Here is a 22,787-nt window from a genome sequence, read left to right as displayed (position 1 = left end):
TTCATTGATCTGGATCTATGCTCGACGAATAAAACAGGGCACTTGGCCGAACGCTGGCGGACTAACGTTTTAGGGGCGCTTTGCGGCGTCCTGGACCTTATTGACGGGGAGCGGACATGAACCAGCACCTCATCCAACACAAAAGCCTGTTGCTTCTGCTGACCCTGGTGACCGTCGCCTTCATCTGGATTCTGCTGCCCTTTTACGGCGCGGTGTTCTGGGCGGTGATTCTCGGCATCCTGTTCGACCCGCTGCAACGGCGCCTGCAAATCAAGTTCGGTTGGCCACGCAATCTGACGGCCTTTTGCACCCTGGGCATCTGCCTGGTGAGCACCATTCTGCCGGTGGCCATCATCAGCACCTTGCTGGTGCAGGAAGGCGCCAACCTCTACCAGAGCATCGAAAGCGGCAAGCTGGACATCGCCGCTCAACTGGACCAGTTCAAGCACAGCCTGCCGCCGTACTTCCAGCAACTGCTGGACCGCTTCGGCCTGGGCGAGCTGGAGAGCGTGCGCGAGAAGATCGTCAAGGGCGCGCTGCAAGGCAGCCAGTTCTTCGCCACCCAGGCGTTCAGCGTCGGCCAGGGCACCTTCAAGTTCGTGGTGAGCTTTTTCGTGATGCTGTACCTGCTGTTCTTCTTTTTGCGCGATGGCCCCGAACTGGTACGCAAGGTGCGCATCGCGTTGCCCTTGGCCGAGCACCAGAAGCGCCGGCTGCAGCTCAAGTTCAATCGAGTGGTGCGGGCCACGGTGAAGGGCAACGTGCTGGTGGCGGCCAGCCAGGGGCTGCTGGGCGGGCTGATTTTCTGGTTTCTGGAGATTCCCAGCCCGCTGCTCTGGGCGGTGCTGATGGCCTTGCTGTCGTTGTTGCCGGCGGTGGGCGTGGCGATCGTCTGGGGCCCGGTGGCCCTGTACTTCCTGTTCAGCGGGGCGATCTGGCAAGGGGTGTTGCTGGGCTTGTACGGGGTGTTCGTGATCGGCCTGGTGGACAACGTGCTGCGTCCGATCCTGGTGGGCAAGGACACCAGGATGCCGGATTACCTGATTCTGATTTCGACCCTGGGGGGCCTGGCGATCTTCGGCCTGAACGGTTTTGTCATCGGGCCGTTGATCGCCGCGCTGTTCATTTCGAGCTGGGGCCTGTTCGTCGATACCCGGCCGCGCGCGCAGCTGCCGTTGCCTTAGGCATGCAGGACGCGCTGCTCGATCTTTTGCGACAGGGCCTGGGCGGCGGTGAGCGAAGTGAGCGGGCCGCTGACCGGCTCGCCGTCGCGCACCAGGTACCAACACGCCAGCAACCCCAGCTCCCTGAGCGAGGTGGGAACGGCGCTACCGATAACGGACATGATCTGAACCTTGGGCATAAGTACCTCCATCGATCTATGGGGGCTACCTTACGGACCGAGAGGTTCTACGAAAAATCACCGCGCTCGATAGTGGACATCAATACCGGCGAAAAAAGCGCCAGCCCGATCAGTCGACGACCTGATCGAGCATGTAGACCACTTCCGGATCATGCAGCAGGCCCTTGCGCACCAGGTGCTCGGCCAGCAGGGCCAGGAACTTGGCGCTGCGGTGGCCTTCCAGATGCTTGAGTTCGGTCAGGGCGCTGTACACCTTGCTCGCGGTGCCCAGGGTGGGGGAGTGGTGGGGGTTCTGGGTCGGCATGGCGTCGTCCTTGTTGTTATGGGGCCGATTTGTGGACAGATCCGATCTTGCGGACCTGGCATGACATAAATATGACAGCCGTGGGCTCGCGCGCACGGGCTGGCGCTTGGCAACACTATTGCCGGATTGAATCGCAAAAGCTGTCCCGGCAGCGACCTCTGCAAGATTTATTCAGACGTTTCAGGGTTGTTTCAAACGCAACAGGCCCCGCTTGCGAAAGCGGGGCCTGTCGGTGGGTGGCTGTCTGGCTTACCAACGGCCAGGACCGTAATAGTAGTGGCGAGGCGGGCCGTAATAGCCGCGAGGTGGACCGTAGTACACCGGGGCCGGACGGTAATAGACCGGCGGGCCTTCCACGTACACCGGTTGTGGCTGGTAGTAGACCGGTGGCGGCGCGGCATAGACCGGCTGCGGCTGAATATAGACCGGCTGTTGCACGTAGACCGGGCGGCTCTGGCTGGCGATCACCGAACCCACTACCGCGGCGCCGACCACCGCACCGACTACCGCCGGTCCACCCCAACCACCGCCACCGTGGGCGGACGCTTGACCGGCGACAGCGAGTGCACCAATGAGCAAGGCTATCTTGGGGATTTTACGCATCATGGCTATTCCTCGGTTCCGACCCCAGCGCTCGGTCTGCAATAGACGCGAGGACTGTCGCGGGGATACTTCTAAGACAGCGGTTTTCCGAAAAACTGCACAGCCGCCGGGTAAATTTTGTGTAAGGTCTGTACCGGCTTCTTTACCCCTCGTCCGTGGGCGGCGGGCCTGTTTTTCAGGCGCCGTCGATATGATCGGGCAGAACCCCATGGCTGGCTAATCCCGTCTATCCGAAAGTGCGTTCCAAGGAGATCAACATGCAGATGAACCCCAACAAAGACACCCAATTGTGTATGTCGTTGTCAGGGCGTCCGGGGAATTTCGGCCTGCGCTTTCACAATCATTTGTATGAACAGCTGGGCTTGAACTTCTACTACAAGGCGTTCAGCAGCCAGGACCTGCCGGGCGCCGTCGGCGGGATCCGCGCCCTGGGCATTCGCGGCTGTGGCGTGTCCATGCCGTTCAAGGAGGCCTGCATTGCCCTGGTGGACGAACTGGACGCCTCGGCCAGCGCGATCCAGTCGATCAACACCATCGTCAACAGCAACGGCCACCTCAAGGCCTACAACACCGATTACATCGCCGTCGCCCAGTTGCTCGACAGCCACCGGATCCCCAAGGACACCCGCTTTGCCCTGCGCGGCAGCGGCGGCATGGCCAAGGCGGTGGCCAGCGCCCTGCGCGATGGTGGCTACCGCGATGGCGTGATAGTCGCCCGCAATGCCCAAGCCGGGCAGGCCCTCGCCGATTCCCTGGGTTATGCCTGGCAGGCGGAGCTGGGCGAGCTGCGCCCGCAGATGCTGATCAACGTCACCCCGATCGGCATGAGCGGCGGCCCCGAGGCCGATCAGCTGGCATTCCCGGTCGAGGCGATCCAGGCCGCGCGCACGGTGTTCGACGTGGTGGCGGTTCCGGCGGAAACCCCGCTGATCCTGCGCGCCCGGATGGAGGGCAAGCAGGTGATCACCGGCCTGGAAGTGATCGCCATCCAGGCCCTGGAGCAGTTCGTGCTGTATACCGGCGTGCGCCCCAGCGCCGAGCAGTTCCAGCAGGCGGTGGCCTTCGCCCGTGCCTGACCGGCGGGTGGAACGGGGCAGGTCGGTGGGGCGCGGAGCCCTGCCTATACTGGTCGCCAGCAAGCCAAGACTTGCCTCTGTTCCACGCCACCCTGATCGAGGACCCTTGTTATGCCACCTGCCATTCTCAATCTGGATCAGGCGGACCTTCAGCCGCTGCCTGAAGCCCTGAGCCCCACCGGCGACACCGCCGGCCGTTATGTCCAGCGCATCGCCCGTATCGGCCAGCAACTGGGCGCGCAGAAGCTCGGCTACCGGTTGATTGCCCTGGGCCCGGGGATGCGCGCCAGCCCCTTCCATAACCATCGCGTCAACGAAGAGATGTTCTACATAGTGGCCGGCGAGGGCGAGATCCGCCTCGGCGCCGAGCGTTTTGCCATCCGCGCCGGCGATGTGATCGCCTGCCCGCCGGGCGACATGGACACCGCGCACCAGATCATCAACACCAGCCAGGGCGAGTTGCGCTACCTGGCGGTCAGCACCCAGGAAGCGCCGGATATCTGCGAGTACCCGGATTCCGGCAAATATGTGGTGATGAAGGACTTCAAGATCGACGACCAGGGCAATGCCTCGGGGTTCGTCGCGGTGGCGCGGCATGCGGACGGGGTGGATTACTGGGAGGGGGAGTAGGGGGCTTTTGTAGCCTGCGAGACATTGCGCCGACTGCGTCGGCGATCGCAGCCTGCGGCAGCGGCTACAAGGCGCTGCCGCAGGGGCGGGGGGCGATCAGCCTTCGAGTCTCGCCAGGCGCTCTTCGAGGGCGGCGATGCGCGCTTCCAGCTCTTCGATGCGTTCCGCCGATACGCTGCTGCCCGAACTGCGTTCCACCGGGTTCTGTCGGGCAGCGAGGATCGCCTCGATATCTGCCGGGTCTCCCAGGGCATGCATGTAGCGATCTTCGCGCTGGCCGGCCTGACGCGGGATCAGCAGTGCCAGGCCGCGGGCGATCAGGCGTTCCAGTTGATGCACCACCTGCTCGCTGTCTTCAAAGTCGTGCATGCGGCCGCTGCGGGTCAGCAGCTCGTTGACGGTCTGCGGGCCGCGCAAGAACAGCAGGCCAGCCAGTGCCACTTGCGCCGGCACCAGTTCCAGAGCCTTGTCCAGGCGATGCTCCCAACGGTCGGCGCGGCTGCCCATCACCAGGCGGGCGAAGCCGCTGTTTTCCAAGGCGCGCAGGCTCTGGCCGACCTGGCCCTGGGTGAGGTTCATCACCGGTTCGCGGCTGGTTTTCTGGTTGCAGGCGATGACCAGGGCATTGAGGGTCAGCGGATAGGTTTCCGGGCTGGTGGCCTGCTTCTCGATCAGCGACCCGAGAATGCGCAGTTCGGTGCTGCTCAGTTGCAATTGCTCGCTGGAGGTTTCTTGCTCGATGCTCATCGCGCGTTCCCTATGCTGTCGAAGGCGACTAGCCTAATCCTTGCTGGATAAAAGACAAGCCGCCGGCGAGGCCCGGGCAGGTCTATAATCCGCGACCTTGTTGCCAATTTTTTCCGCCACTCTGTCGAGACCGTCATGACCATTTCCCTGTACGCCGCCTCCGTTCCCGTCTTCAAGCAAATGCTCAACGCCCTGAGCGATGTCCTGAACAAGGCCGAAGCCCACGCCACGGCGAAGAACATCGACCCGAATGCCTTCCTGCAGGCCCGCCTGTACCCGGACATGTTCCCGCTGATCCGCCAGGTGCAGATCGCTGTCGATTTCGCCAAGGGCGTTTCCGCCCGCCTGGCCGAAGTCGAGCTGCCGAAGTACGACGACACTGAAACCACCTTTGCCGAGCTGCAGGCACTGCTGGCCAAGGTCCTGGCCTTTATCGACGGTATCCAGCCAGCGCAGATCGATGGCAAGGAAGGCATCGAGATCGTCACCCGTCCGGGCACCCCGAAAGAGAAGCGCTTCAGCGGCCAGTCCTACCTGCTGACCTACGGCCTGCCGCAGTTCTTCTTCCACGTCACCACCACCTACGCGATCCTGCGTCACAACGGCGTGGAAATCGGCAAGCGCGACTACATGGGCGCTTTCTGAAATAGCGGGCTGCCAAGCCCATAAAAAAGCCCGGCAAGGTGCGAGCCTTGCCGGGCTTTTTAGTGCGCGCTGTTTATGAACGATCAGGCAGTCTGCTGGGCCTTCTCTTCCTGAGCCATGCACGCGGCGGCGGTGAACAGCACATCGGTGGAGGAGTTCAGTGCGGTTTCCGCCGAGTCCTGCAGCACGCCGATGATGAAGCCGACCGCGACCACTTGCATGGCGATTTCGCTGGGGATGCCGAACAGGCTGCAAGCCAGCGGGATCAACAGCAGCGAACCGCCGGCCACGCCGGAGGCGCCGCAGGCGCAGATGGCGGCGACCACGCTGAGCAGCACGGCGGTAGGCAGGTCGACGGCGATACCCAGGGTATGCACGGCGGCCAGGGTCAGCACGGTGATGGTGATGGCGGCGCCGGCCATGTTGATGGTGGCCCCCAGCGGGATCGACACCGAATAGGTGTCTTCATGCAGGCCCAGGCGCTTGCTCAGTTCCAGGTTGACCGGAATGTTGGCTGCCGAGCTGCGGGTGAAGAAGGCGGTGATACCGCTTTCACGCAGGCACATGAGCACCAGCGGGAACGGGTTGCGGCGGATCTTCCAGAACACGATCAGCGGGTTCATCACCAGCGCGACGAACAGCATGCAGCCGATCAGTACCGCCAGCAGATGCACGTAGCCGAGCAGGGCGCCAAAGCCGGAGGTGGCCAGGGTCGAGGCCACCAGGCCGAAGATGCCCAGCGGGGCGAAGCGGATCACTACCCGCACGATCAGGGTCACGCCATTGGACAGGTCGTCCAGCACGGTGCGGGTGGTGTCGCCGGCGTGGCGGATGGCCACGCCCATGCCGATGGCCCAGGCCAGGATGCCGATGAAGTTGGCGTTCATCAGCGCGCTGACCGGGTTGTCCACCACGCTCAGCAGCAGGCTTTGCAGGACTTCGTTGATGCCGCCAGGGGCGGAGATGGCGACGTCATGGGTGCTCAGCACCAGGGAGGAGGGGAACAGGCTGCTGGCGACCACCGCCACCACCGCCGCGGCGAAAGTGCCCAGCAGGTAGAGCCAGAGGATCGGGCGGATATGGGTTTCCTGGCCGTGCTTGTGGTTGGCGATGGAGGCCATCACCAGCACGAACACCAGGATCGGCGCGACGGCTTTCAGCGCCGAGACAAAGACCTTGCCGATAAAGGCGGTGGATTTCGCCAGTTCGGGGGCCAGCAGCGCCAGGGCGATACCGGCGATCAGGCCAATGACGATCTGCGTGACCAGGCTGGTGCGTTTGAGTTTTTCCAGGAGCGACGGGGGTGAAGCAGTCATAACGGTATCTCTGATTTTTTTAATGTGCCGTGCGTCGACAGGGGACGCCGTGCTGATGAGTTGCTGAAGGTACAGGGTGTTGCGGCAGGGGGCGGACTTTATCACAGGGGGTTCGCCCAAGGATGTGACGATCTGCCACCTGAGCCTTCTAGAGTAGCCTGCGGTTTTTTCGCCGCTGCCCCAGACAGGCGCGGACACATTCTGTTAGGATTCGCCATCCTCTTCTCATCTCCAGTCAGCGGGCCCCCAGGCCATCGCTGATGTCGTCGTTTCCGGAGTTTTCCATGCTGTTGCCCATTCTGCTGTTGTCGGCCGCCGGTTTTACCGTGCTGACGACGGAGTTCATCATTGTCGGCCTGCTGCCTTCGATTGCCCGCGATCTTGCGGTCAGCATTCCCCAGGCCGGCCTGCTGGTGACCCTGTTCGCCTTTACCGTGGCGGCGTTCGGGCCGTTCCTCACGGCCTACTTCGCCCGTTTCCAGCGCAAGCGCCTGTTCATTTCGGTGCTGGTGATGTTCGGCCTGGCCAACACCCTGGCGGCGCTGGCGCCGAATATCTGGGTGATGGCGGTGGCCCGCTTGATTCCAGCGTTGGGGCTGCCGGTGTTCTGGGCCCTGGCCAGCGAAACCGCGGTGGACATCGTCGGCCCTGACTATGCCGGGCGGGCCATCGCCAAGATCGGCTTCGGCATCGTCTGTGCCACGGTGTTCGGCATTCCGGTGGGTACGCTGATTTCCGATGCCTTCGGCTGGCGCAGCGCGTTCGGCATCCTGGCGCTGGTGGCCTTTGCCAAGGCGTTGCTGCTGTACGTCTACCTGCCGCAAACCCGGGTGCACAACGAGCAGGCCAGCCTGCGCTCGCAGTTCGGCATCCTGCGCAGCCCCTTGATGCAGGGGCATGTGTTGCTGTCGATCCTGGTGTTCAGCGGCATGTTCACCGCCTACACCTACCTGGCGGATATCCTCGAGCGCCTGGCCGGTTTCAACGGCACGCTGGTGGGTTGGTGCCTGATGGGCTTCGGTGCGGTGGGGCTGATCGGCAACTCGTTGGGCGGCCGGGCGGTGGACCGTCATCCGTTGCTGGCGTCCATGGGCTTCTGCGCCTTGATGATCGGCGGCATGGTGGCGCTGGTGCCGAGCATTCACTCGCCGCTGGGCCTGGCGGCGGCCATGGGTGTCTGGGGCGTGACCCAGGCGGCGCTGTTTCTGGTCAGCCATGTCCGCCTGATCAAGGCCGCGCCTCAGGCACCGGCGTTTGCCGCGTCGCTGAACATCGCCGGGGCCAACCTGGGGATCGGCCTGGGCGCCATGGTCGGCGGCCGGGTGATCGACACCCTGGGGCTGGGCAGCCTGGGGTTTGCCGCCGCTGGTTTTATCCTGGTGTCGATCCTGCTGGCCCTGCTGTTGATGACCCTCAAGCCACAGGCCAGTTGCGCCTGATCCCCCTCAAGCACCCATGGCGGTGAACAGCTCGCGGCGGGCGCCTTCGGTGATCGCCACGATGCCGGGGTGCTTGACCTTGCGTTCGACCGAAATGGCGTAGAACGACTCGCTGACCGCGTCGGTCTGGCCGATCAGTTGCACGCCGTATTGGCGCCGCACTTCGTCGGCGATCACGCTGGGGCTGATAAAGATCCCGCTGCCTGACTGGCCGAATGCCTGCATCAAGGCGCTGTCGTCGAACTCACCAATGATCCTGGGTTGTATCTGTTGCTCGGCCAGCCAGCGCAGCAGGCGGCTGCGTACTACTGTTTCCTGTCCGGGAATCAGCAACGGAGCGCCATGCAGGCTATGGGGGAAGTCCGTTCCATAACGCTCGGCCAGTTCCTCGGTGGCGAAAAAGCTGATGCCACATTCGCCGAGTTTCTGGCTGTAGCCCTTGATATCCAGGTGCGAGGGCATGGGGCTGTCGGAAATCACCAGGTCCAGGCGTTGGATGGCCAGGTCGGCCAGCAGGCGTTCGAGCTTGTCCTCGCGGCAGGTGATGCGGATCGGTTCGTTCAGTTCCATGGTCGGGGCGATCAGGCGGTAGACGATCGATTTGGGCACCACATCGGCCACGCCGACCCGGAACAGGATCTGCTGTTCGTTGGGCTGGGCCTGGAGCATGGCTTCCAGTTCGCCACCTAGCTGGAACATCTGCTCGGCGTAGGGCAGGGTCTGGCGCCCGGCTTCGGTCAGCTCCAGTTGCCGGCCAACCCGGCGAAACAACTCGATGCCGTAGGTCTGTTCGAGCAGGGTGATCTGGCCACTGATGGTTTGCGGGGTCAGGTTCAGTTGCTCGCAGGCCCGGACGATGCTGCCGGTCTTGGCGACGACCCAGAAGTAGTGCAGTTGGCGGTAATTGAGCATGGCTGGCTTTTGATTCGTAAAAACCGAAGTATAGCTGTTAAAAATACGAATTTTCCTGAAGTGTTCATCTCCATAGAATGCCTCGCTATTGACGGGCCATCATCACGGCCCGCTCCGTTCTAACGAGGAAAGCGCAATGACCTATAAAACCATCGCCGCATCGTTGCTGGCGTTGTCCTTGATCACCCTCGCCGGTTGCGAACAGGCGGAAAAAAGCGCGCAACAGCTGTTGGGCAAGGCTGCGGAAAACGCCAAGCAGGCGATCGACGACACGCACAAGGCCGCCGAACAGGCGATCAGCGACGCGACCCAAGGCTTGATCAGCAAGCAGGAAAAACCGGCTGACGAGGCCAAAGAACCTGCCTCGTCGTCCCAGGAAATCTGATTCCCCCCATACCCCCGACTCAGGACTGAGCCATGGAATACCTGTTACAACTCGCCGCCAGCCCCACCGCCTGGGTCGCCCTGGCAACCCTGGTGGTCATGGAAATCGTGCTCGGCATCGATAACCTGATCTTCATTTCGATCCTGACCAACAAGCTGCCCGAGCAGCACCGGGCCAAGGCCCGGCGGATCGGTATCGGCATGGCCCTGATCCTGCGCCTGGCGCTGCTCAGCACCATCGCCTTCATCGTGCAGCTGACCGAACCGGTGATCGATGTATTCGGCCAGGTCTTCTCCTGGAAGGACATGATCCTGATTGCCGGCGGCCTGTTCCTGCTATGGAAAGCCACCACGGAGATCCATCACAGCATGGACCCGGAGCCGCAGGACAGCAAAAGCGAGACCTCTGGCGTGTCCCTGGGTTTTGCCGCGGCGATCGGCCAGATCCTGATGCTGGACATGGTGTTCTCCATCGACAGCATCATCACCGCCGTCGGCATGACCGAGCACTTGCCGATCATGATCATCGCGGTGGTGGTGTCGGTACTGGTGATGTTGCTGGCGGCCGAGCCTCTGGCCAAGTTCATCAATGACAACCCGACGGTGGTCATGCTGGCCCTGGGCTTCCTGATCATGATCGGCATGACCCTGATCGCCGAAGGTTTCGGTGCCCATGTACCTAAAGGTTATGTGTACGCGGCCATGGCTTTCTCGGCGGCCATCGAAGGGCTGAACATGCTGGCCCGTCGTGCCCGGCAGAAGCGGGTGGCGGCGGAGGCGGAAGTCGAAGCCTGATTCGCGGCAATAACCGACGGCGGCCGGTGTCCTTGAACACAGGCCGCCGTTTTTTATTGGGTGGGAGAAAAAGCGCCAGTCAGTGCGCGGTGGCGTGATGCCGGGCCGGTTTTGCGGTTTTCGCGGCGGGAGCCGGCAAACGCGGATGATGGTGTCGGCGAGCAATCCTCAGGATGCCCCAGAGCATGGCAGCGGCGACGGCCAGCCAGCCGCCGATCAGCATCAGGATTGTCGTTGTCAGGCTCATACATGCCTCCTTTTTGCCCTGTCCGGGCACACACTCGTTGCAATGGACAGTCTAGTCGTGGATGTGTTTCAAGCCATTGACCAATAGTCGAGTGTCATCAAACTGTTTGCTCTATGGGGCGCAAATTACTGCGGCTGGACGCTATACCCCTGCATCGCGGCGCCCTATGATCAGCGTTTCGGCCGGGGCTCCTGGCTTGGCGTCTGCACAAGAGAGTCATGATGGAACGGATGTTTCTGCGATTTCGAACACTGTTGTTGGCGGGCGCCTGCGCCCTGACGCTGGCCGGTTGCGCCAGCAGCGTGCAGCCGGAGATTCAACGCCTGCCCGAGCGGGTGGAACTCAACGGCGTGCCGTTTTTCCGCGGCGAAACCTATCAGAGCGGCCCGGGCACCCTGGCCAGCATGCTGTCCCAGCAAGGCATCGCGATCACTCCAGGTCTGCTGGACAAGCCGCTGCATCTGCCGGGCGCCGAGGCGAAGTTGCAGCAGAACATGCTGACCCTGGCGCGGGAGTACGGGATGGTGGTCTACCCGCTGGACGACAATCTGGCAGCGCTGTTGACCCAGGTTGCCGCGGGATACCCGGTGATGCTGCGTTACACCGAAGGCTCGGCGTTCTGGGCCGAGCCTCGTTATGCCGTGCTGGCGGGCTATAACCGGCACAAGCAGACGGTGTTGTTGCGAGCGGGAATGAATCGTCGTCTGTTGATGGACTTTGCCAAGTTCGAGTCGGCCTGGGGCAATGCGGGGCACTGGGCGGTGCTGATTCAGGGGCCGACCCAGGTGCCAGCCCAGGTCGATCGCCAGCGTTGGCTGAAGGCGGCCGATGAGTTGGCCCAGGCCGGGCAGGAGAACGCGGCGGCGCGGGCGACCAAGGCGTTGAGCGCCAACTGAGATAGCAGAAACGCTGACGGCGCCCTGGGGCGCCGTCCTTTGAAAGGGCTGCGATCGACGGATCTGCAGCCTTTTTTGTGTCCGTCAGGTTCTATTCGGCGGACTGGGCGACGCCATTCTGACGACTTTTCAGGTTTTTGCCGGCCTTGTAGCTCAAGGCGGCATTCGGTACCGAGCTGCTTTTACCGGTTTCCAGCCACTGGCGGATGCGGCTGGCATCGGCGAAGTGCGTGTATTTGCCAAAGGCGTCGAGAATCACCAGGGCCACCGGGCGGTTGCTCATGCTGGTGACCAGCACCAGGCAGTGGCCTGCTTCATCGGTAAAGCCGGTCTTGGTCAGTTTTATGTCCCAGTTGGCCTTGTTGACCAGGTGATCGGTATTACGAAAACCCAGGGTGTAGTTGGGTTTGCGGAACGCCACGGTCTTTTCCTTGGTGGTGCTCAGCTCGCTCAGCAGCGGGTATTTGCGCGCCGCCAGCAACAGTTTGCTCAGGTCCCGTGCGGTGGACACGTTATGGGCCGACAGGCCGGTCGGCTCGACATAGTGCGTGCTGGTCATGCCCAGTGCCTTGGCCTTGGCGTTCATGGCCGCGATAAAGGCCGCATATCCGCCCGGATAGTGGTGGGCGAGGCTGGCGGCGGCACGGTTTTCCGACGACATCAGGGCGATCAGCAGCATCTCCTTGCGCGGCAGCTCGCTCTTGAGCTTGACCCGGGAAAACACGCCTTTCATTTCCGGGGTGTTGCTGATGTCCACGGAAATGTATTCATCCAGCGGTTGCTTGGCGTCGAGTACGATCAGGCCGGTCATCAGCTTGGTCACCGATGCGATGGGCACGACCACGTCGGGATTGCTGGAATAGATGACCTTGTTGGTCTGCAGATCCAGCAGCAGGGCGCTGCCGGAGGCAATATGCAGTTGGGAAGGGTCGCGCGGCGCTTCGGTGGTTTCGCGAGCGACGGCGCTCTGCGTGATAAAGGTGCCTGTAAATGCAAAAAACAGGCTCAGGATAGAAAGACGGATTTTCACGCGGGCGGACTCATAAAGTGGATATGCCGTTCTGCAACGGGCTGCTTTCAGAAGAACGTTACATTTTATGAGTATGTGCCAGGAAAGAGCTACACGCCCGTAGGTAAAGGGCTTCAGGTAAATTAAATTTCATCCTGTATCAGTTTTGTACCAATCTTGCTTTCGAGTTTTCCCACCTCCGACCAATCGGTGGAGGAGTTGAGCCACTTGGCATAAGTGGAAAGCAGGACCTGCACGCTATGACCAAGCTGGCCAGCGATAAACGCTGGATTCATGCCGGCCATGAGGCACATTGTGGCGTAGGTATGCCGGCAGTTGTATTGACTCCTGAGCTTTATTTTCAGGGCCTTCAGCGGTTTATCAAAGTGCCCCCCGGGCGTGCTGGGCCCACGCATGAAGTCCGAGCTGCCGGATGGCTGGAAGACAAAGGGGGATGACTTTTTCACTCGCCCTCGATCACCGGCTCGTTGATCTGCAATCTCCTTCGCTTTTGCGAGGGCATGCATGGCCCGACTGTTGAGCATCGACGGCGCCGGCGGCATTGACCTGTCAACCTTCACCGGAACAGCAATCGCCAAGGACTTCTTTGCGCCGCGTACTGATACACCTCTGCGTTTCATCGCGCTTCGTGTCGCTAATGGCACCGGATCGCCGATCACGGCGACGATTCTGGCAGACATCTGCTGGCAGCAGTCATTGGTCTAAGCAGCCTCTATGTAATAATGCGGGTACATTCATGGACGGATTTGTCCCGCATGCGTTATCCCCTCGCTCTACTCCTTTCCCTGATCACGTCGATTTCTTCCGCTGCTTTGCCTGAGCGGAACTTGAACCCGGCCTTCGTTGATCTTCATTTCGGTACCTTGGCCGGTGTTGGTTGGTACACAAACGAGCCTGGCGGTGTGGTTGAAGCCGCGGCCAAGACCGAAGGGAAGGTTGGCGACTTCGCCATCAACCTCACGCCTACCAGTGGTTTCAGCCGTGGCCAATTGGCTTGCTACCAGGGCGATGACAAGGCGTTCTATCCGGTGGTTATCAAGGATGTGAAGTCAAACCAGGTTGTCATCGACAGGCCTCTGCCGCGGGCAATTCTGGCAGGAGCTAAGTTCTACAACTTCTACCGCGATGATGCCCATGGCAACCAGTTCGGGTTCGCCTGCGTTGTTGATGATGCACTTCGCCAGCTGACTGACCGCCCAATGCTACGCCGGGCAGCGCAGTACAAATCAGCATCAGGCTGGGAGGTCATCAACGGCGCCCGATCTGTTCCAGCACCAGCGTCTGGCTATGGGGATGTTGGCGGCCAGCCCGAGGACGGGGTAGGTATCGCGGTGCACGCCGGCAATGCCGGTGCAGGGGTTGCATCCAAGCCTTTCGTTTCGCTCTACGAAAACATGGTCACGAACATTGTGATCAACCCTGGCAAGCAGGCTGGCAAGCAAGCGGCAACCCTCGACATCGTCGTCACCGAGATACGCCCAACCGGTGAAATCGTAGAAGCGGCCAAAACCCAGGTAACCCGCGACAACACCATCGCATCTGTGGATATCCCGTACACCATAGTCGCCGGCAGCAAGGTCCGAGTGAAAGTGACTGTCCCAACGTCCGGGGATTCTGTCTTCTACCCTGGATCGATCACCCATTACCATGCGCTTGCACCTGCAGAAAACATCAATCAGGGCAAGCATCTGATAATTGGTGATAGCTGGACAACACCTGGAGCCGGTATTCACAAGCGGCTGATAGAGAGGCTTGATAAGGCTGTCGTGATCAGCAAGGGCATCCCAGGCAATCGAACAGACCAGATGGTCGCCAGGTTTTTTAAGGACGTAGCCGCGGAGAAGCCAGACTACGTTTGGATCATGGGCTCGACGAATGACTACTACCAGGGAACAACCAACCAGGTGTTTCAGTTCCAGATCACCTACCTGCTCGACTACGTCAGATCCATCGGTGCAAAGCCCATCATTTTCAATCCAACTGTCGGAGCTATCGCTCCAGCTACTGGCGGTAACCAGTTGCTCAAATCTCGCAGCTATGCGCTGAACACGCTGTATGTTCCAGCGGTGGTGTATTTGCGTAGCCCATTAATTCCGGTGAAGCAGTGAGGAATTGTGTTCGGTCGGCAGAACGCCGGAGAGGGGTGGTTACTTGTACCAATTTTTGTACCACTGCGTGTGTTTTACAGGTTTACCGTGTGTGGCGCAGGGTATTCGAACCCCAGCAAATGCTGGGGCTCTCTACTTTATGTTACGTTGCGTAACCCAAAAAACATTTTATGAGTATGTGCCAGGAAAGAGCTACACGCCCGTAGGTAAAGGGCTTCAGGTAAATTAAATTTCATCCTGTATCAGTTTTGTATCAGTTCGATCCCCTCCTTTCTGATGACTCGATCGTCACTGCAAGCGGGGGGTATTCGCTTCAGGTTTTTCGGCAAGCAGAAACAAAGAACCCCGCCAGTGGCGGGGTTCTTTTATCCGGGTTATTTCCCAGCGTCAGTCGTGCAGCGTTTCTGCCGCATACAAGGTGTTTTCCAGCAGGCAGGCGCGAGTCATAGGGCCAACGCCACCCGGTACCGGGGTGATCCAGCCGGCGCGGGGCAGGGCGGTCTCGTAGACCACGTCGCCCACCAGCTTGCCGTCTTCCTGGCGGTTGATGCCGACGTCGATGACGATGGCGCCTTCCTTGATCCACTCACCCTTGACCAGGCCCGGCTTGCCGGCGGCCACGACCACCAGGTCGGCACGCCCGACGTGGCCGGCCAGATCCTTGGTGAAGCGGTGGGTGACGGTAACGGTGCAGCCGGCCAGCAGCAACTCCATCGCCATCGGACGGCCGACGATGTTGGAAGCGCCGACGACCACTGCATCCATGCCGTACAGATCGGCACCAGTGCTCTCCAGCAGGGTCATGATGCCTTTCGGCGTGCATGGGCGCAGCAGAGGAATGCGTTGGGCCAGGCGACCGACGTTATAAGGATGGAAGCCATCCACGTCTTTATCCGGGCGGATGCGCTCCAGCAGCTTGGAGGCATCGAGGTGTTCGGGCAGTGGCAGTTGCAGCAGGACGCCGTCGATGTTCGGGTCATCGTTGAGGCGGTCGATCAGGCCGGCCAGTGCTTCTTGAGTAGTGTCGGAAGGCAAGTCATAGGCTTGTGAAAGAAAGCCGACCTCTTCGCAGTCTTTACGCTTGTGCGAGACATAAACCTGAGAGGCCGGGTCGCTGCCGACCAGGATCACCGCGAGGCCTGGAGTACGCAGGCCTTGCTGGCGACGCTCGGCGACACGTTTGGCGATCTGCTGGCGCAGGCTAGCGGCGATCGCTTTGCCGTCGATTAGTTGTGCAGTCATGACGCGTGATTAACCATCGAGAGGGAGAGAAAAAGAGCACGCATTCTCGCATGCCAGGACGTGAGGGCAAAGGCGCTTGGTCTGCAAATTCCCCTAACTCCTTTAATTAAATGAATTTTTTTCAAAAAAGAGTTGACGACCTAACGGCTCGTCTATAACATTCGTCGCACTTGTCGGGCACAGCCTAGCACTGGTTAAGAAGGTCGGGCAGAGTTGATGTTTAGCTCGTAACGACTGAAAGCACTTAGTTTGTAATCATTAAAGAATACAGATTAATAAGGCGCCCGTAGCTCAGCTGGATAGAGCATCCGCCTTCTAAGCGGATGGTCGCAGGTTCGAGTCCTGCCGGGTGCGCCATTAGGCAGCTTTGGCACAAGTAACGCAACAACGCAATATGGTGGGCGTAGCTCAGTTGGTAGAGCACAGGATTGTGACTCCTGTTGTCGTGGGTTCGATCCCCATCGTCCACCCCATATTCCGAAAGGCGCCAGATTAATAGTCTGGCGCCTTTGCTTTAAAAGCTTGATACGCGGACGTGGTGGAATTGGTAGACACACTGGATTTAGGTTCCAGCGCCGCAAGGTGTAAGAGTTCGAGTCTCTTCGTCCGCACCAATTAAGTAGCTATTTATATAGCAGATGACGGCGCAGCACCTGAAAAGGGCTGCGCCGTTTTCGTTTCAGAAGTCTGTATTTCCAGTGGGTCGCAGGTGGTGGGCCAGGGAAGCGACGAAACACTCGTCCTTTGGTCGCTGGAATGCTGAAGGTTTGCCGGTCGGGTTGTGGTTTGGTCCGGCCATCAGGGATGTGACGTGCCATTGCTTCTATATATAGAAGCGTTGGTGCAGAGGCCCTGGTTTGATTCGCTGTATTTGCTCTCAGGGCGAGGCTCAACCCTTGGTCCCCGCCTTTAAATCGCCAGCTGTTTTTTTACCCGTTTTCAGTAGGGTGACTTCTTGAGTTTGACCCACTAGAATGCATGCCCTTGATTCTGGGGTCGGAAACGGCCGGCTAACGTCTGTGCAACGAGGAATATCCATGCAAGTTTCTGTTGAAAATACTTCTGCTCTTGAGCGCCGCATGAGCATCACCGTGCCGGCTGAGCGCATCGAGACACAGGTCAACAAGCGTCTGCAGCAGACTGCCCAAAAGGCCAAGATTCCAGGCTTCCGTCCTGGCAAAGTCCCAATGAGCGTGATCCGTCAGCGTTATGAAGCCGATGCGCGTCAAGAAGCTGTGGGCGACGTGATCCAGGCTTCCTTCTACGAAGCCGTTGTCGAGCAGAAGCTGAACCCGGCTGGCGCTCCTTCGGTTGAACCAAAGGTTCTGGAGAAGGGCAAGGACCTGGAATACATCGCAACGTTCGAAGTGTTCCCTGAGTTCACCGTTGCCGGTTTCGAGTCCATCGCCGTTGAGCGCCTGAGCGCTGACGTGGCTGATGCCGATCTGGACAACATGCTGGAAATCCTGCGCAAGCAGAACATTCGCTTCGAAGTGGCCGACCGTGCCGCCCAGAACGAAGACCAACTGAACATCGATTTCGTCGGCAAAGTCGACGGTGAAGTGTTCGCTGGCGGTTCCGCCAAGGCTACTCAGCTGGTACTGGGTTCCGGCCGCATGATCCCGGGCTTCGAAGAAGGCCTGGTCGGCGCCAAAGCTGGTGAAGAGCGCGTTCTGAACCTGACTTTCCCTGAGAACTACCAGAACCTGGACCTGGCTAACAAAGCCGCCGAGTTCACTGTGACCGTCAACACCGTTTCCGAGCCTAAGCTGCCAGAGCTGACCGAAGAGTTCTTCGCTCAATTCGGCATCAAGGAAGCTGGTCTGGAAGGTTTCCGCGCCGAAGTTCGCAAGAACATGGAGCGTGAACTGCGTCAGGCCATCAAGTCCAAGGTCAAGAACCAGGTAATGGACGGCCTGCTGGCTGCCAACCCGATCGAAGTGCCTAAGGCTCTGCTGGACAACGAAGTGAACCGTCTGCGCGTTCAGGCCGTTCAACAGTTCGGCGGCAACATCAAGCCTGATCAACTGCCGGCCGAGCTGTTCGAAGAACAAGCCAAGCGTCGCGTTGTACTGGGTCTGATCGTGGCTGAAGTGGTCAAGCAATTCGACCTCAAGCCTGACGAAGCCCGCGTGCGTGAGCTGATTCAGGAAATGGCTTCTGCTTACCAAGAGCCGGAGCAGGTCGTGTCCTGGTACTACAAGAACGAGCAGCAACTGAACGAAGTCCGTTCGGTTGTGCTGGAAGAACAAGTTGTGGATACTGTTCTGCAGAAAGCTAGCGTGACCGACAAATCGGTCTCTTACGAAGAAGCGGTCAAGCCGGTAGAAGCACCACAAGCCGACTGATTTTTTACTCGTTCGAAAATACACACCATAAGCCAGCCTTCGTGCTGGCTTATGCGTATTCAAGACATGACTATTTGGGAGTGACTGCAGGACATGTCCCGCAATTCTTATTATCAGCAGAGCTCTGACATCCAGGCCGCAGGCGGTCTGGTCCCGATGGTTATCGAGCAGTCCGCCCGTGGCGAACGCGCCTATGACATCTACTCGCGCCTCCTCAAGGAGCGGGTGATCTTCCTGATTGGCCCGGTAGAAGACTACATGGCCAACTTGGTCGCGGCACAATTGCTCTTCCTTGAAGCGGAAAACCCGGACAAGGACATCCATCTTTACATCAACTCGCCAGGCGGTTCGGTGACTGCGGGCATGTCGATCTACGACACCATGCAATTCATCAAGCCGGACGTTTCCACCATCTGCATCGGCCAGGCCTGCAGCATGGGGGCCTTCCTGCTCGCCGGTGGCGCAGCGGGCAAACGTCATTGCCTGCCTAACTCGCGGATGATGATTCACCAGCCATTGGGCGGTTTCCAAGGCCAGGCTTCGGATATCGACATCCACGCCAAGGAAATCCTGCACATCCGTTCGCGTCTGAACTCGCTGCTGGCCCATCACACCGGTCAGAGCCTCGAGACCATCGAGCGCGACACCGAGCGCGACAACTTCATGAGCGCAGAGCGTGCGGCTGAATACGGCCTGATTGACTCTGTGATCACCAAGCGTCAAATGCCCGCCTAAGCAACTCAAATGTAGGTGGTTGGTTTAACCGGCCACCTGCGGACTTGAAAAAGCCCGCAATTGCCTTCATCTTGTGTTGCAAGCCTATCGGATTTGGATCGATCGAATGACTGACACCCGCAACGGCGAGGACAACGGCAAACTGCTTTATTGCTCCTTCTGTGGCAAAAGCCAGCATGAAGTACGCAAATTGATTGCCGGCCCCTCGGTCTTTATCTGCGACGAGTGCGTCGACCTGTGCAATGACATCATCCGTGAGGAGGTGCAGGAAGCACAGGCCGAAAGCAGCGCGCATAAATTGCCTTCGCCTAAAGAAATCAGCGGCATCCTTGATCAGTATGTGATTGGTCAGGAACGTGCGAAAAAGGTTCTGGCAGTAGCGGTATACAACCACTACAAGCGCCTCAACCAGCGTGACAAAAAGAATGACGAGGTCGAACTGGGCAAGAGCAACATCTTGCTGATCGGCCCTACAGGTTCGGGCAAGACTCTGTTGGCAGAGACCCTGGCACGCCTGTTGAATGTACCCTTCACCATTGCCGACGCCACTACCCTGACCGAAGCCGGTTATGTGGGTGAGGACGTCGAGAACATCATTCAGAAACTGCTGCAGAAGTGCGATTACGATGTAGAGAAAGCTCAAATGGGCATCGTCTATATCGATGAAATCGACAAGATTTCCCGCAAGTCTGACAACCCGTCGATTACCCGTGACGTTTCGGGTGAAGGCGTGCAGCAGGCTTTGTTGAAACTGATCGAAGGCACTGTGGCTTCCGTTCCGCCTCAAGGTGGTCGCAAGCATCCGCAGCAAGAATTCCTGCAGGTCGATACACGCAACATCCTGTTCATCTGCGGTGGTGCGTTCTCGGGTCTGGAAAAGGTTATTCAGAACCGTTCGACTCGCGGCGGCATCGGCTTCAATGCTGAAGTACGCAGCAAGGAAGAGGGCAAGAAGGTCGGCGAATCCCTGCGTGAAGTCGAACCGGACGATCTGGTCAAGTTCGGCCTGATTCCGGAGTTCGTGGGCCGTCTGCCGGTTCTGGCGACCCTGGACGAGCTGGATGAGGCTGCGTTGATCCAGATCCTCACTGAGCCGAAAAACGCCTTGACCAAGCAGTATGCCAAGCTGTTCGAGATGGAAGGCGTCGATCTGGAGTTCCGTACCGATGCCCTCAAGTCGGTCGCCAAGCGTGCGCTTGAGCGCAAGACCGGTGCTCGCGGATTGCGTTCGATTCTCGAAGGCGTATTGCTCGACACTATGTACGAAATCCCCTCGCAATCCGAGGTGAGTAAAGTAGTGATCGATGAAAGCGTTATAGAAGGTAAGTCCAAGCCACTGTATATCTATGAAAACAGTGAGCCGACTGCCAAGGCAGCCCCGGACGCTTAAGCGCCGGACTGCTGGTTTGACAGAAGGGGCCTTCGGGCCCCTTTGCTTTTACTGCCTTTAAAGTACTGTCTTTGAGCTTGTTTTTTTTCGAGGCAGCCCCCATCTTGGTTTCAAGCTTACTTCCATCTGTTTACGGCCTTATGGCCGCCGTAGAGGCGAAATCATGAAGACAACCATCGAATTGCCTCTCCTGCCATTGCGTGATGTCGTGGTTTATCCGCACATGGTTATCCCGCTGTTCGTGGGGCGCGAGAAGTCTATCGAAGCCCTCGAGGCCGCGATGACGGGCGACAAGCAGATTCTTCTGTTGGCTCAGAAAAATCCTGCTGATGATGATCCCGGTGAAGATGCACTCTATCGCGTAGGTACCATCGCCACTGTTCTGCAATTGCTCAAGTTGCCCGACGGCACCGTCAAAGTACTGGTCGAGGGCGAGCAGCGGGGCGCTGTAGAGCGTTTCAGCGAAGTGGATGGCCACTGCCGTGCCGAAGTCTCCCTGATCGATGAGGTGGATGCTCCTGAGCGCGAGTCGGAAGTCTTTGTCCGCAGCCTGCTGTCCCAGTTCGAGCAATACGTGCAGTTGGGCAAGAAAGTCCCTGCCGAAGTGCTGTCGTCTCTCAACAGCATCGATGAGCCGAGCCGCCTGGTAGACACCATGGCCGCCCACATGGCGCTGAAAATCGAGCAGAAGCAGGAAATTCTCGAAATCATCGACCTGTCGGCGCGTGTCGAACACGTGCTGGCGCTGCTGGATGCGGAAATCGATCTGTTGCAGGTCGAGAAGCGCATTCGCGGTCGCGTGAAGAAACAAATGGAGCGCAGCCAGCGCGAGTACTACCTGAATGAGCAGATGAAGGCCATTCAGAAAGAGCTGGGCGACGGTGACGAAGGTCACAACGAAGTCGAAGAGCTGAAAAAGCGCATCGACGCCGCTGGCTTGCCAAAGGATGCCCTGGCCAAGGCCCAGGCCGAGCTGAACAAGCTCAAGCAAATGTCGCCGATGTCGGCCGAGGCCACAGTGGTGCGCTCCTACATCGACTGGCTGGTCCAGGTGCCGTGGAAGGCCCAGAGCAAGGTTCGTCTGGACCTGGCGCGTGCCGAAGACATCCTCGATGCCGATCACTATGGTCTGGAAGAAGTCAAAGAGCGGATTCTCGAATACCTCGCCGTGCAAAAGCGCGTGAAGAAGATTCGTGGTCCGGTACTGTGCCTGGTCGGGCCTCCCGGGGTCGGTAAAACCTCCCTTGCGGAGTCGATTGCCCACGCCACCAACCGTAAATTCGTGCGCATGGCCCTCGGTGGTGTGCGCGATGAAGCGGAAATTCGCGGCCATCGCCGTACCTACATCGGTTCGATGCCGGGAAGATTGATTCAAAAGATGACCAAGGTGGGGGTTCGCAACCCGCTGTTCCTGCTCGATGAAATCGACAAGATGGGCAGCGACATGCGTGGCGATCCGGCTTCGGCATTGCTCGAAGTGCTCGACCCCGAGCAGAACCACAACTTCAACGACCACTATCTGGAAGTCGATTACGACCTCTCCGATGTGATGTTCCTCTGCACCTCCAACTCGATGAACATTCCGCCAGCCTTGCTGGACCGGATGGAGGTGATTCGTCTGCCGGGTTACACCGAGGACGAGAAGATCAACATCGCGGTCAAATACCTGTCGCCGAAGCAGATCCAGGCCAACGGCCTGAAGAAAGGCGAGCTGGAATTCGACGAAGAAGCCATTCGCGACATCATCCGTTACTACACCCGCGAGGCTGGTGTGCGTGGGCTGGAGCGCCAGATTGCCAAGGTCTGCCGCAAGGCGGTCAAGGAACATGCGCTGGAAAAACGCTTCTCGGTGAAGGTCACTTCCGACCTGCTGGAGCATTTCCTCGGCGTGCGCAAATTCCGCTACGGCCTGGCCGAGCAGCAGGATCAGATCGGTCAGGTAACGGGCCTGGCCTGGACCCAGGTCGGTGGCGAGTTGCTGACCATCGAAGCCGCTGTGGTGCCTGGCAAAGGCCAGCTGATCAAGACCGGTTCGCTGGGCGACGTGATGGTCGAATCGATCACCGCGGCGCTGACGGTGGTGCGTAGCCGGGCGAAGAGCCTGGGGATCCCCCTGGACTTCCATGAGAAGCGCGACACCCATATCCATATGCCGGAAGGGGCGACCCCGAAAGACGGCCCTAGTGCTGGCGTAGGCATGTGCACGGCCCTGGTTTCGGCACTGACCGGCATTCCGGTGCGGGCTGATGTGGCGATGACCGGGGAAATTACCCTGCGTGGTCAGGTGTTGGCGATCGGTGGTTTGAAAGAGAAACTTCTTGCAGCACATCGCGGCGGAATCAAGACAGTCATCATTCCAGAAGAGAATGTGCGTGATTTGAAGGAAATTCCTGACAATATCAAGCAGGATCTGCAAATTAAGCCAGTTAAATGGATTGACGAAGTCCTCCAAATTGCGCTGCAATACGCGCCGGAGCCCTTGCCGGATGTGGCTCCCGAGATAGTTGCAAAGGATGAAAAACGCGAGTCTGACTCTAAGGAAAGAATTAGCACGCATTAGTACGCATTAGCCTGGGG

24 protein-coding genes and 3 tRNA genes are annotated in these 22,787 nt (G+C 59.4%); 17 read left to right on the top strand and 10 right to left on the bottom strand.

The window, feature by feature from the left end:
- Positions 1–116 precede the first annotated feature (116 nt).
- A complete protein-coding gene (locus ACTJKT_RS09685) occupies positions 117–1,184 on the top strand; it encodes an AI-2E family transporter (protein ID WP_440786910.1) in 1,068 nt (355 codons plus the stop codon).
- On the opposite strand, the gene ACTJKT_RS09680 is transcribed toward ACTJKT_RS09685, so the two are convergent.
- The 3 genes from ACTJKT_RS09680 to ACTJKT_RS09670 form a co-directional block, all read right to left on the bottom strand.
- Entirely contained in the window at positions 1,181–1,363 is a 183-nt protein-coding gene (locus tag ACTJKT_RS09680; RefSeq protein WP_007927236.1) for a hypothetical protein, read from the bottom strand. The two genes, ACTJKT_RS09685 and ACTJKT_RS09680, sit on opposite strands and share 4 nt — an antisense overlap.
- A 109-nt stretch (positions 1,364–1,472) precedes the next feature.
- Positions 1,473–1,667, bottom strand: a complete 195-nt coding sequence (locus ACTJKT_RS09675) for a hypothetical protein (protein WP_007927235.1) — start codon at positions 1,665–1,667, stop codon at positions 1,473–1,475.
- A gap of 249 nt (positions 1,668–1,916) precedes the next feature.
- Positions 1,917–2,273 carry a hypothetical protein gene (locus ACTJKT_RS09670; protein ID WP_440786909.1) on the bottom strand — a complete coding sequence of 119 codons (357 nt, stop codon included), beginning with the start codon at positions 2,271–2,273 and terminating at the stop codon, positions 1,917–1,919.
- A 254-nt stretch (positions 2,274–2,527) separates the two neighbouring features.
- Here ACTJKT_RS09670 and ACTJKT_RS09665 point away from each other — a divergent pair, with 254 nt between their 5' ends.
- Positions 2,528–3,346 carry a shikimate 5-dehydrogenase gene (locus tag ACTJKT_RS09665; RefSeq protein ID WP_440786908.1) on the top strand — a complete coding sequence of 273 codons (819 nt, stop codon included), beginning with the start codon at positions 2,528–2,530 and terminating at the stop codon, positions 3,344–3,346.
- Between the two features lie 111 nt (positions 3,347–3,457).
- Positions 3,458–3,976 (top strand): cupin domain-containing protein, encoded by a 519-nt coding sequence (locus tag ACTJKT_RS09660; RefSeq protein ID WP_063432097.1) that lies wholly within the window; start codon positions 3,458–3,460, stop codon positions 3,974–3,976.
- 96 nt (positions 3,977–4,072) lie between these two features.
- Here ACTJKT_RS09660 and ACTJKT_RS09655 read toward each other — a convergent pair whose 3' ends face one another.
- The gene (locus ACTJKT_RS09655; RefSeq protein ID WP_440786907.1) at positions 4,073–4,723 is read right to left on the bottom strand and encodes a YceH family protein; all 651 of its coding nucleotides are present in this window, start codon (positions 4,721–4,723) and stop codon (positions 4,073–4,075) included.
- Between the two features lie 135 nt (positions 4,724–4,858).
- On the opposite strand from ACTJKT_RS09655, the gene ACTJKT_RS09650 reads away from it, so the two are divergent.
- Positions 4,859–5,368, top strand: coding sequence for a DUF1993 domain-containing protein (locus tag ACTJKT_RS09650; RefSeq protein WP_007927228.1), 510 nt, complete (start codon positions 4,859–4,861; stop codon positions 5,366–5,368).
- Positions 5,369–5,451: 83 nt separating this feature from the next.
- On the opposite strand, the gene sstT is transcribed toward ACTJKT_RS09650, so the two are convergent.
- Positions 5,452–6,684 carry a serine/threonine transporter SstT gene (sstT, locus tag ACTJKT_RS09645; protein ID WP_440786906.1) on the bottom strand — a complete coding sequence of 411 codons (1,233 nt, stop codon included), beginning with the start codon at positions 6,682–6,684 and terminating at the stop codon, positions 5,452–5,454.
- Between the two features lie 284 nt (positions 6,685–6,968).
- Here sstT and ACTJKT_RS09640 point away from each other — a divergent pair, with 284 nt between their 5' ends.
- On the top strand, positions 6,969–8,123 hold the full coding sequence (locus ACTJKT_RS09640; RefSeq protein WP_440786905.1) for an MFS transporter: 1,155 nt from the start codon (positions 6,969–6,971) through the stop codon (positions 8,121–8,123).
- Positions 8,124–8,129: 6 nt separating this feature from the next.
- Here the strand turns inward: ACTJKT_RS09640 and nhaR are convergent, their stop codons facing one another.
- On the bottom strand, positions 8,130–9,035 hold the full coding sequence (gene nhaR, locus ACTJKT_RS09635; protein ID WP_023964284.1) for a transcriptional activator NhaR: 906 nt from the start codon (positions 9,033–9,035) through the stop codon (positions 8,130–8,132).
- Positions 9,036–9,171: 136 nt separating this feature from the next.
- Here nhaR and ACTJKT_RS09630 point away from each other — a divergent pair, with 136 nt between their 5' ends.
- Positions 9,172–9,420 carry a hypothetical protein gene (locus ACTJKT_RS09630; protein WP_097304302.1) on the top strand — a complete coding sequence of 83 codons (249 nt, stop codon included), beginning with the start codon at positions 9,172–9,174 and terminating at the stop codon, positions 9,418–9,420.
- A gap of 32 nt (positions 9,421–9,452) precedes the next feature.
- The gene (locus tag ACTJKT_RS09625) at positions 9,453–10,214 is read left to right on the top strand and encodes a TerC family protein (RefSeq protein WP_440786904.1); all 762 of its coding nucleotides are present in this window, start codon (positions 9,453–9,455) and stop codon (positions 10,212–10,214) included.
- Between the two features lie 79 nt (positions 10,215–10,293).
- Here ACTJKT_RS09625 and ACTJKT_RS09620 read toward each other — a convergent pair whose 3' ends face one another.
- Positions 10,294–10,461 carry a hypothetical protein gene (locus ACTJKT_RS09620; RefSeq protein WP_440786903.1) on the bottom strand — a complete coding sequence of 56 codons (168 nt, stop codon included), beginning with the start codon at positions 10,459–10,461 and terminating at the stop codon, positions 10,294–10,296.
- Positions 10,462–10,682: 221 nt separating this feature from the next.
- Here ACTJKT_RS09620 and ACTJKT_RS09615 point away from each other — a divergent pair, with 221 nt between their 5' ends.
- Positions 10,683–11,357 (top strand): PA2778 family cysteine peptidase, encoded by a 675-nt coding sequence (locus tag ACTJKT_RS09615; protein ID WP_440786902.1) that lies wholly within the window; start codon positions 10,683–10,685, stop codon positions 11,355–11,357.
- A 91-nt stretch (positions 11,358–11,448) separates the two neighbouring features.
- Here the strand turns inward: ACTJKT_RS09615 and pbpG are convergent, their stop codons facing one another.
- Positions 11,449–12,387, bottom strand: a complete 939-nt coding sequence (gene pbpG / locus ACTJKT_RS09610; protein ID WP_440786901.1) for a D-alanyl-D-alanine endopeptidase — start codon at positions 12,385–12,387, stop codon at positions 11,449–11,451.
- 122 nt (positions 12,388–12,509) lie between these two features.
- On the bottom strand, positions 12,510–12,833 hold the full coding sequence (locus ACTJKT_RS09605; RefSeq protein WP_440786900.1) for an integrase: 324 nt from the start codon (positions 12,831–12,833) through the stop codon (positions 12,510–12,512).
- A 58-nt stretch (positions 12,834–12,891) separates the two neighbouring features.
- Between ACTJKT_RS09605 and ACTJKT_RS09600 the strand changes: the two genes are divergently transcribed.
- Positions 12,892–13,092, top strand: coding sequence for a hypothetical protein (locus ACTJKT_RS09600; RefSeq protein WP_440786899.1), 201 nt, complete (start codon positions 12,892–12,894; stop codon positions 13,090–13,092).
- Between the two features lie 50 nt (positions 13,093–13,142).
- Complete coding sequence (locus ACTJKT_RS09595; protein WP_440786898.1) at positions 13,143–14,495, top strand: GDSL-type esterase/lipase family protein; 1,353 nt, start codon at positions 13,143–13,145, stop codon at positions 14,493–14,495.
- A 387-nt stretch (positions 14,496–14,882) separates the two neighbouring features.
- Here the strand turns inward: ACTJKT_RS09595 and folD are convergent, their stop codons facing one another.
- Positions 14,883–15,737: a bifunctional methylenetetrahydrofolate dehydrogenase/methenyltetrahydrofolate cyclohydrolase FolD gene (gene folD, locus ACTJKT_RS09590; RefSeq protein ID WP_007927213.1), complete on the bottom strand. Its 855-nt coding sequence runs from the start codon at positions 15,735–15,737 to the stop codon at positions 14,883–14,885.
- Positions 15,738–16,017: 280 nt separating this feature from the next.
- Between folD and ACTJKT_RS09585 the strand changes: the two genes are divergently transcribed.
- From ACTJKT_RS09585 to lon, 7 genes are all read left to right on the top strand, one after another.
- A tRNA-Arg gene (locus tag ACTJKT_RS09585) sits at positions 16,018–16,094 on the top strand.
- Between the two features lie 40 nt (positions 16,095–16,134).
- Positions 16,135–16,210: transfer RNA gene (locus ACTJKT_RS09580), tRNA-His, on the top strand.
- Positions 16,211–16,266: 56 nt separating this feature from the next.
- Positions 16,267–16,351 (top strand) — tRNA-Leu (locus ACTJKT_RS09575).
- Positions 16,352–16,774: 423 nt separating this feature from the next.
- Entirely contained in the window at positions 16,775–18,085 is a 1,311-nt protein-coding gene (gene tig, locus ACTJKT_RS09570) for a trigger factor (protein WP_440787035.1), read from the top strand.
- Positions 18,086–18,178: 93 nt separating this feature from the next.
- Positions 18,179–18,820: an ATP-dependent Clp endopeptidase proteolytic subunit ClpP gene (gene clpP / locus ACTJKT_RS09565; RefSeq protein ID WP_007927205.1), complete on the top strand. Its 642-nt coding sequence runs from the start codon at positions 18,179–18,181 to the stop codon at positions 18,818–18,820.
- Between the two features lie 106 nt (positions 18,821–18,926).
- Entirely contained in the window at positions 18,927–20,210 is a 1,284-nt protein-coding gene (gene clpX / locus ACTJKT_RS09560; RefSeq protein ID WP_007927204.1) for an ATP-dependent Clp protease ATP-binding subunit ClpX, read from the top strand.
- Between the two features lie 163 nt (positions 20,211–20,373).
- Positions 20,374–22,770: an endopeptidase La gene (lon, locus tag ACTJKT_RS09555; RefSeq protein ID WP_009044652.1), complete on the top strand. Its 2,397-nt coding sequence runs from the start codon at positions 20,374–20,376 to the stop codon at positions 22,768–22,770.
- Positions 22,771–22,787 lie beyond the last annotated feature (17 nt).

Source organism: Pseudomonas sp. 22526 (genome assembly GCF_052044735.1).
In the GTDB taxonomy this organism is placed as follows: Bacteria; Pseudomonadota; Gammaproteobacteria; order Pseudomonadales; family Pseudomonadaceae; genus Aquipseudomonas; species Aquipseudomonas piscium.
The sequence above is the reverse complement of the archived record's forward strand: the minus strand, read 5'-3'. Positions and strand labels throughout refer to the sequence as shown.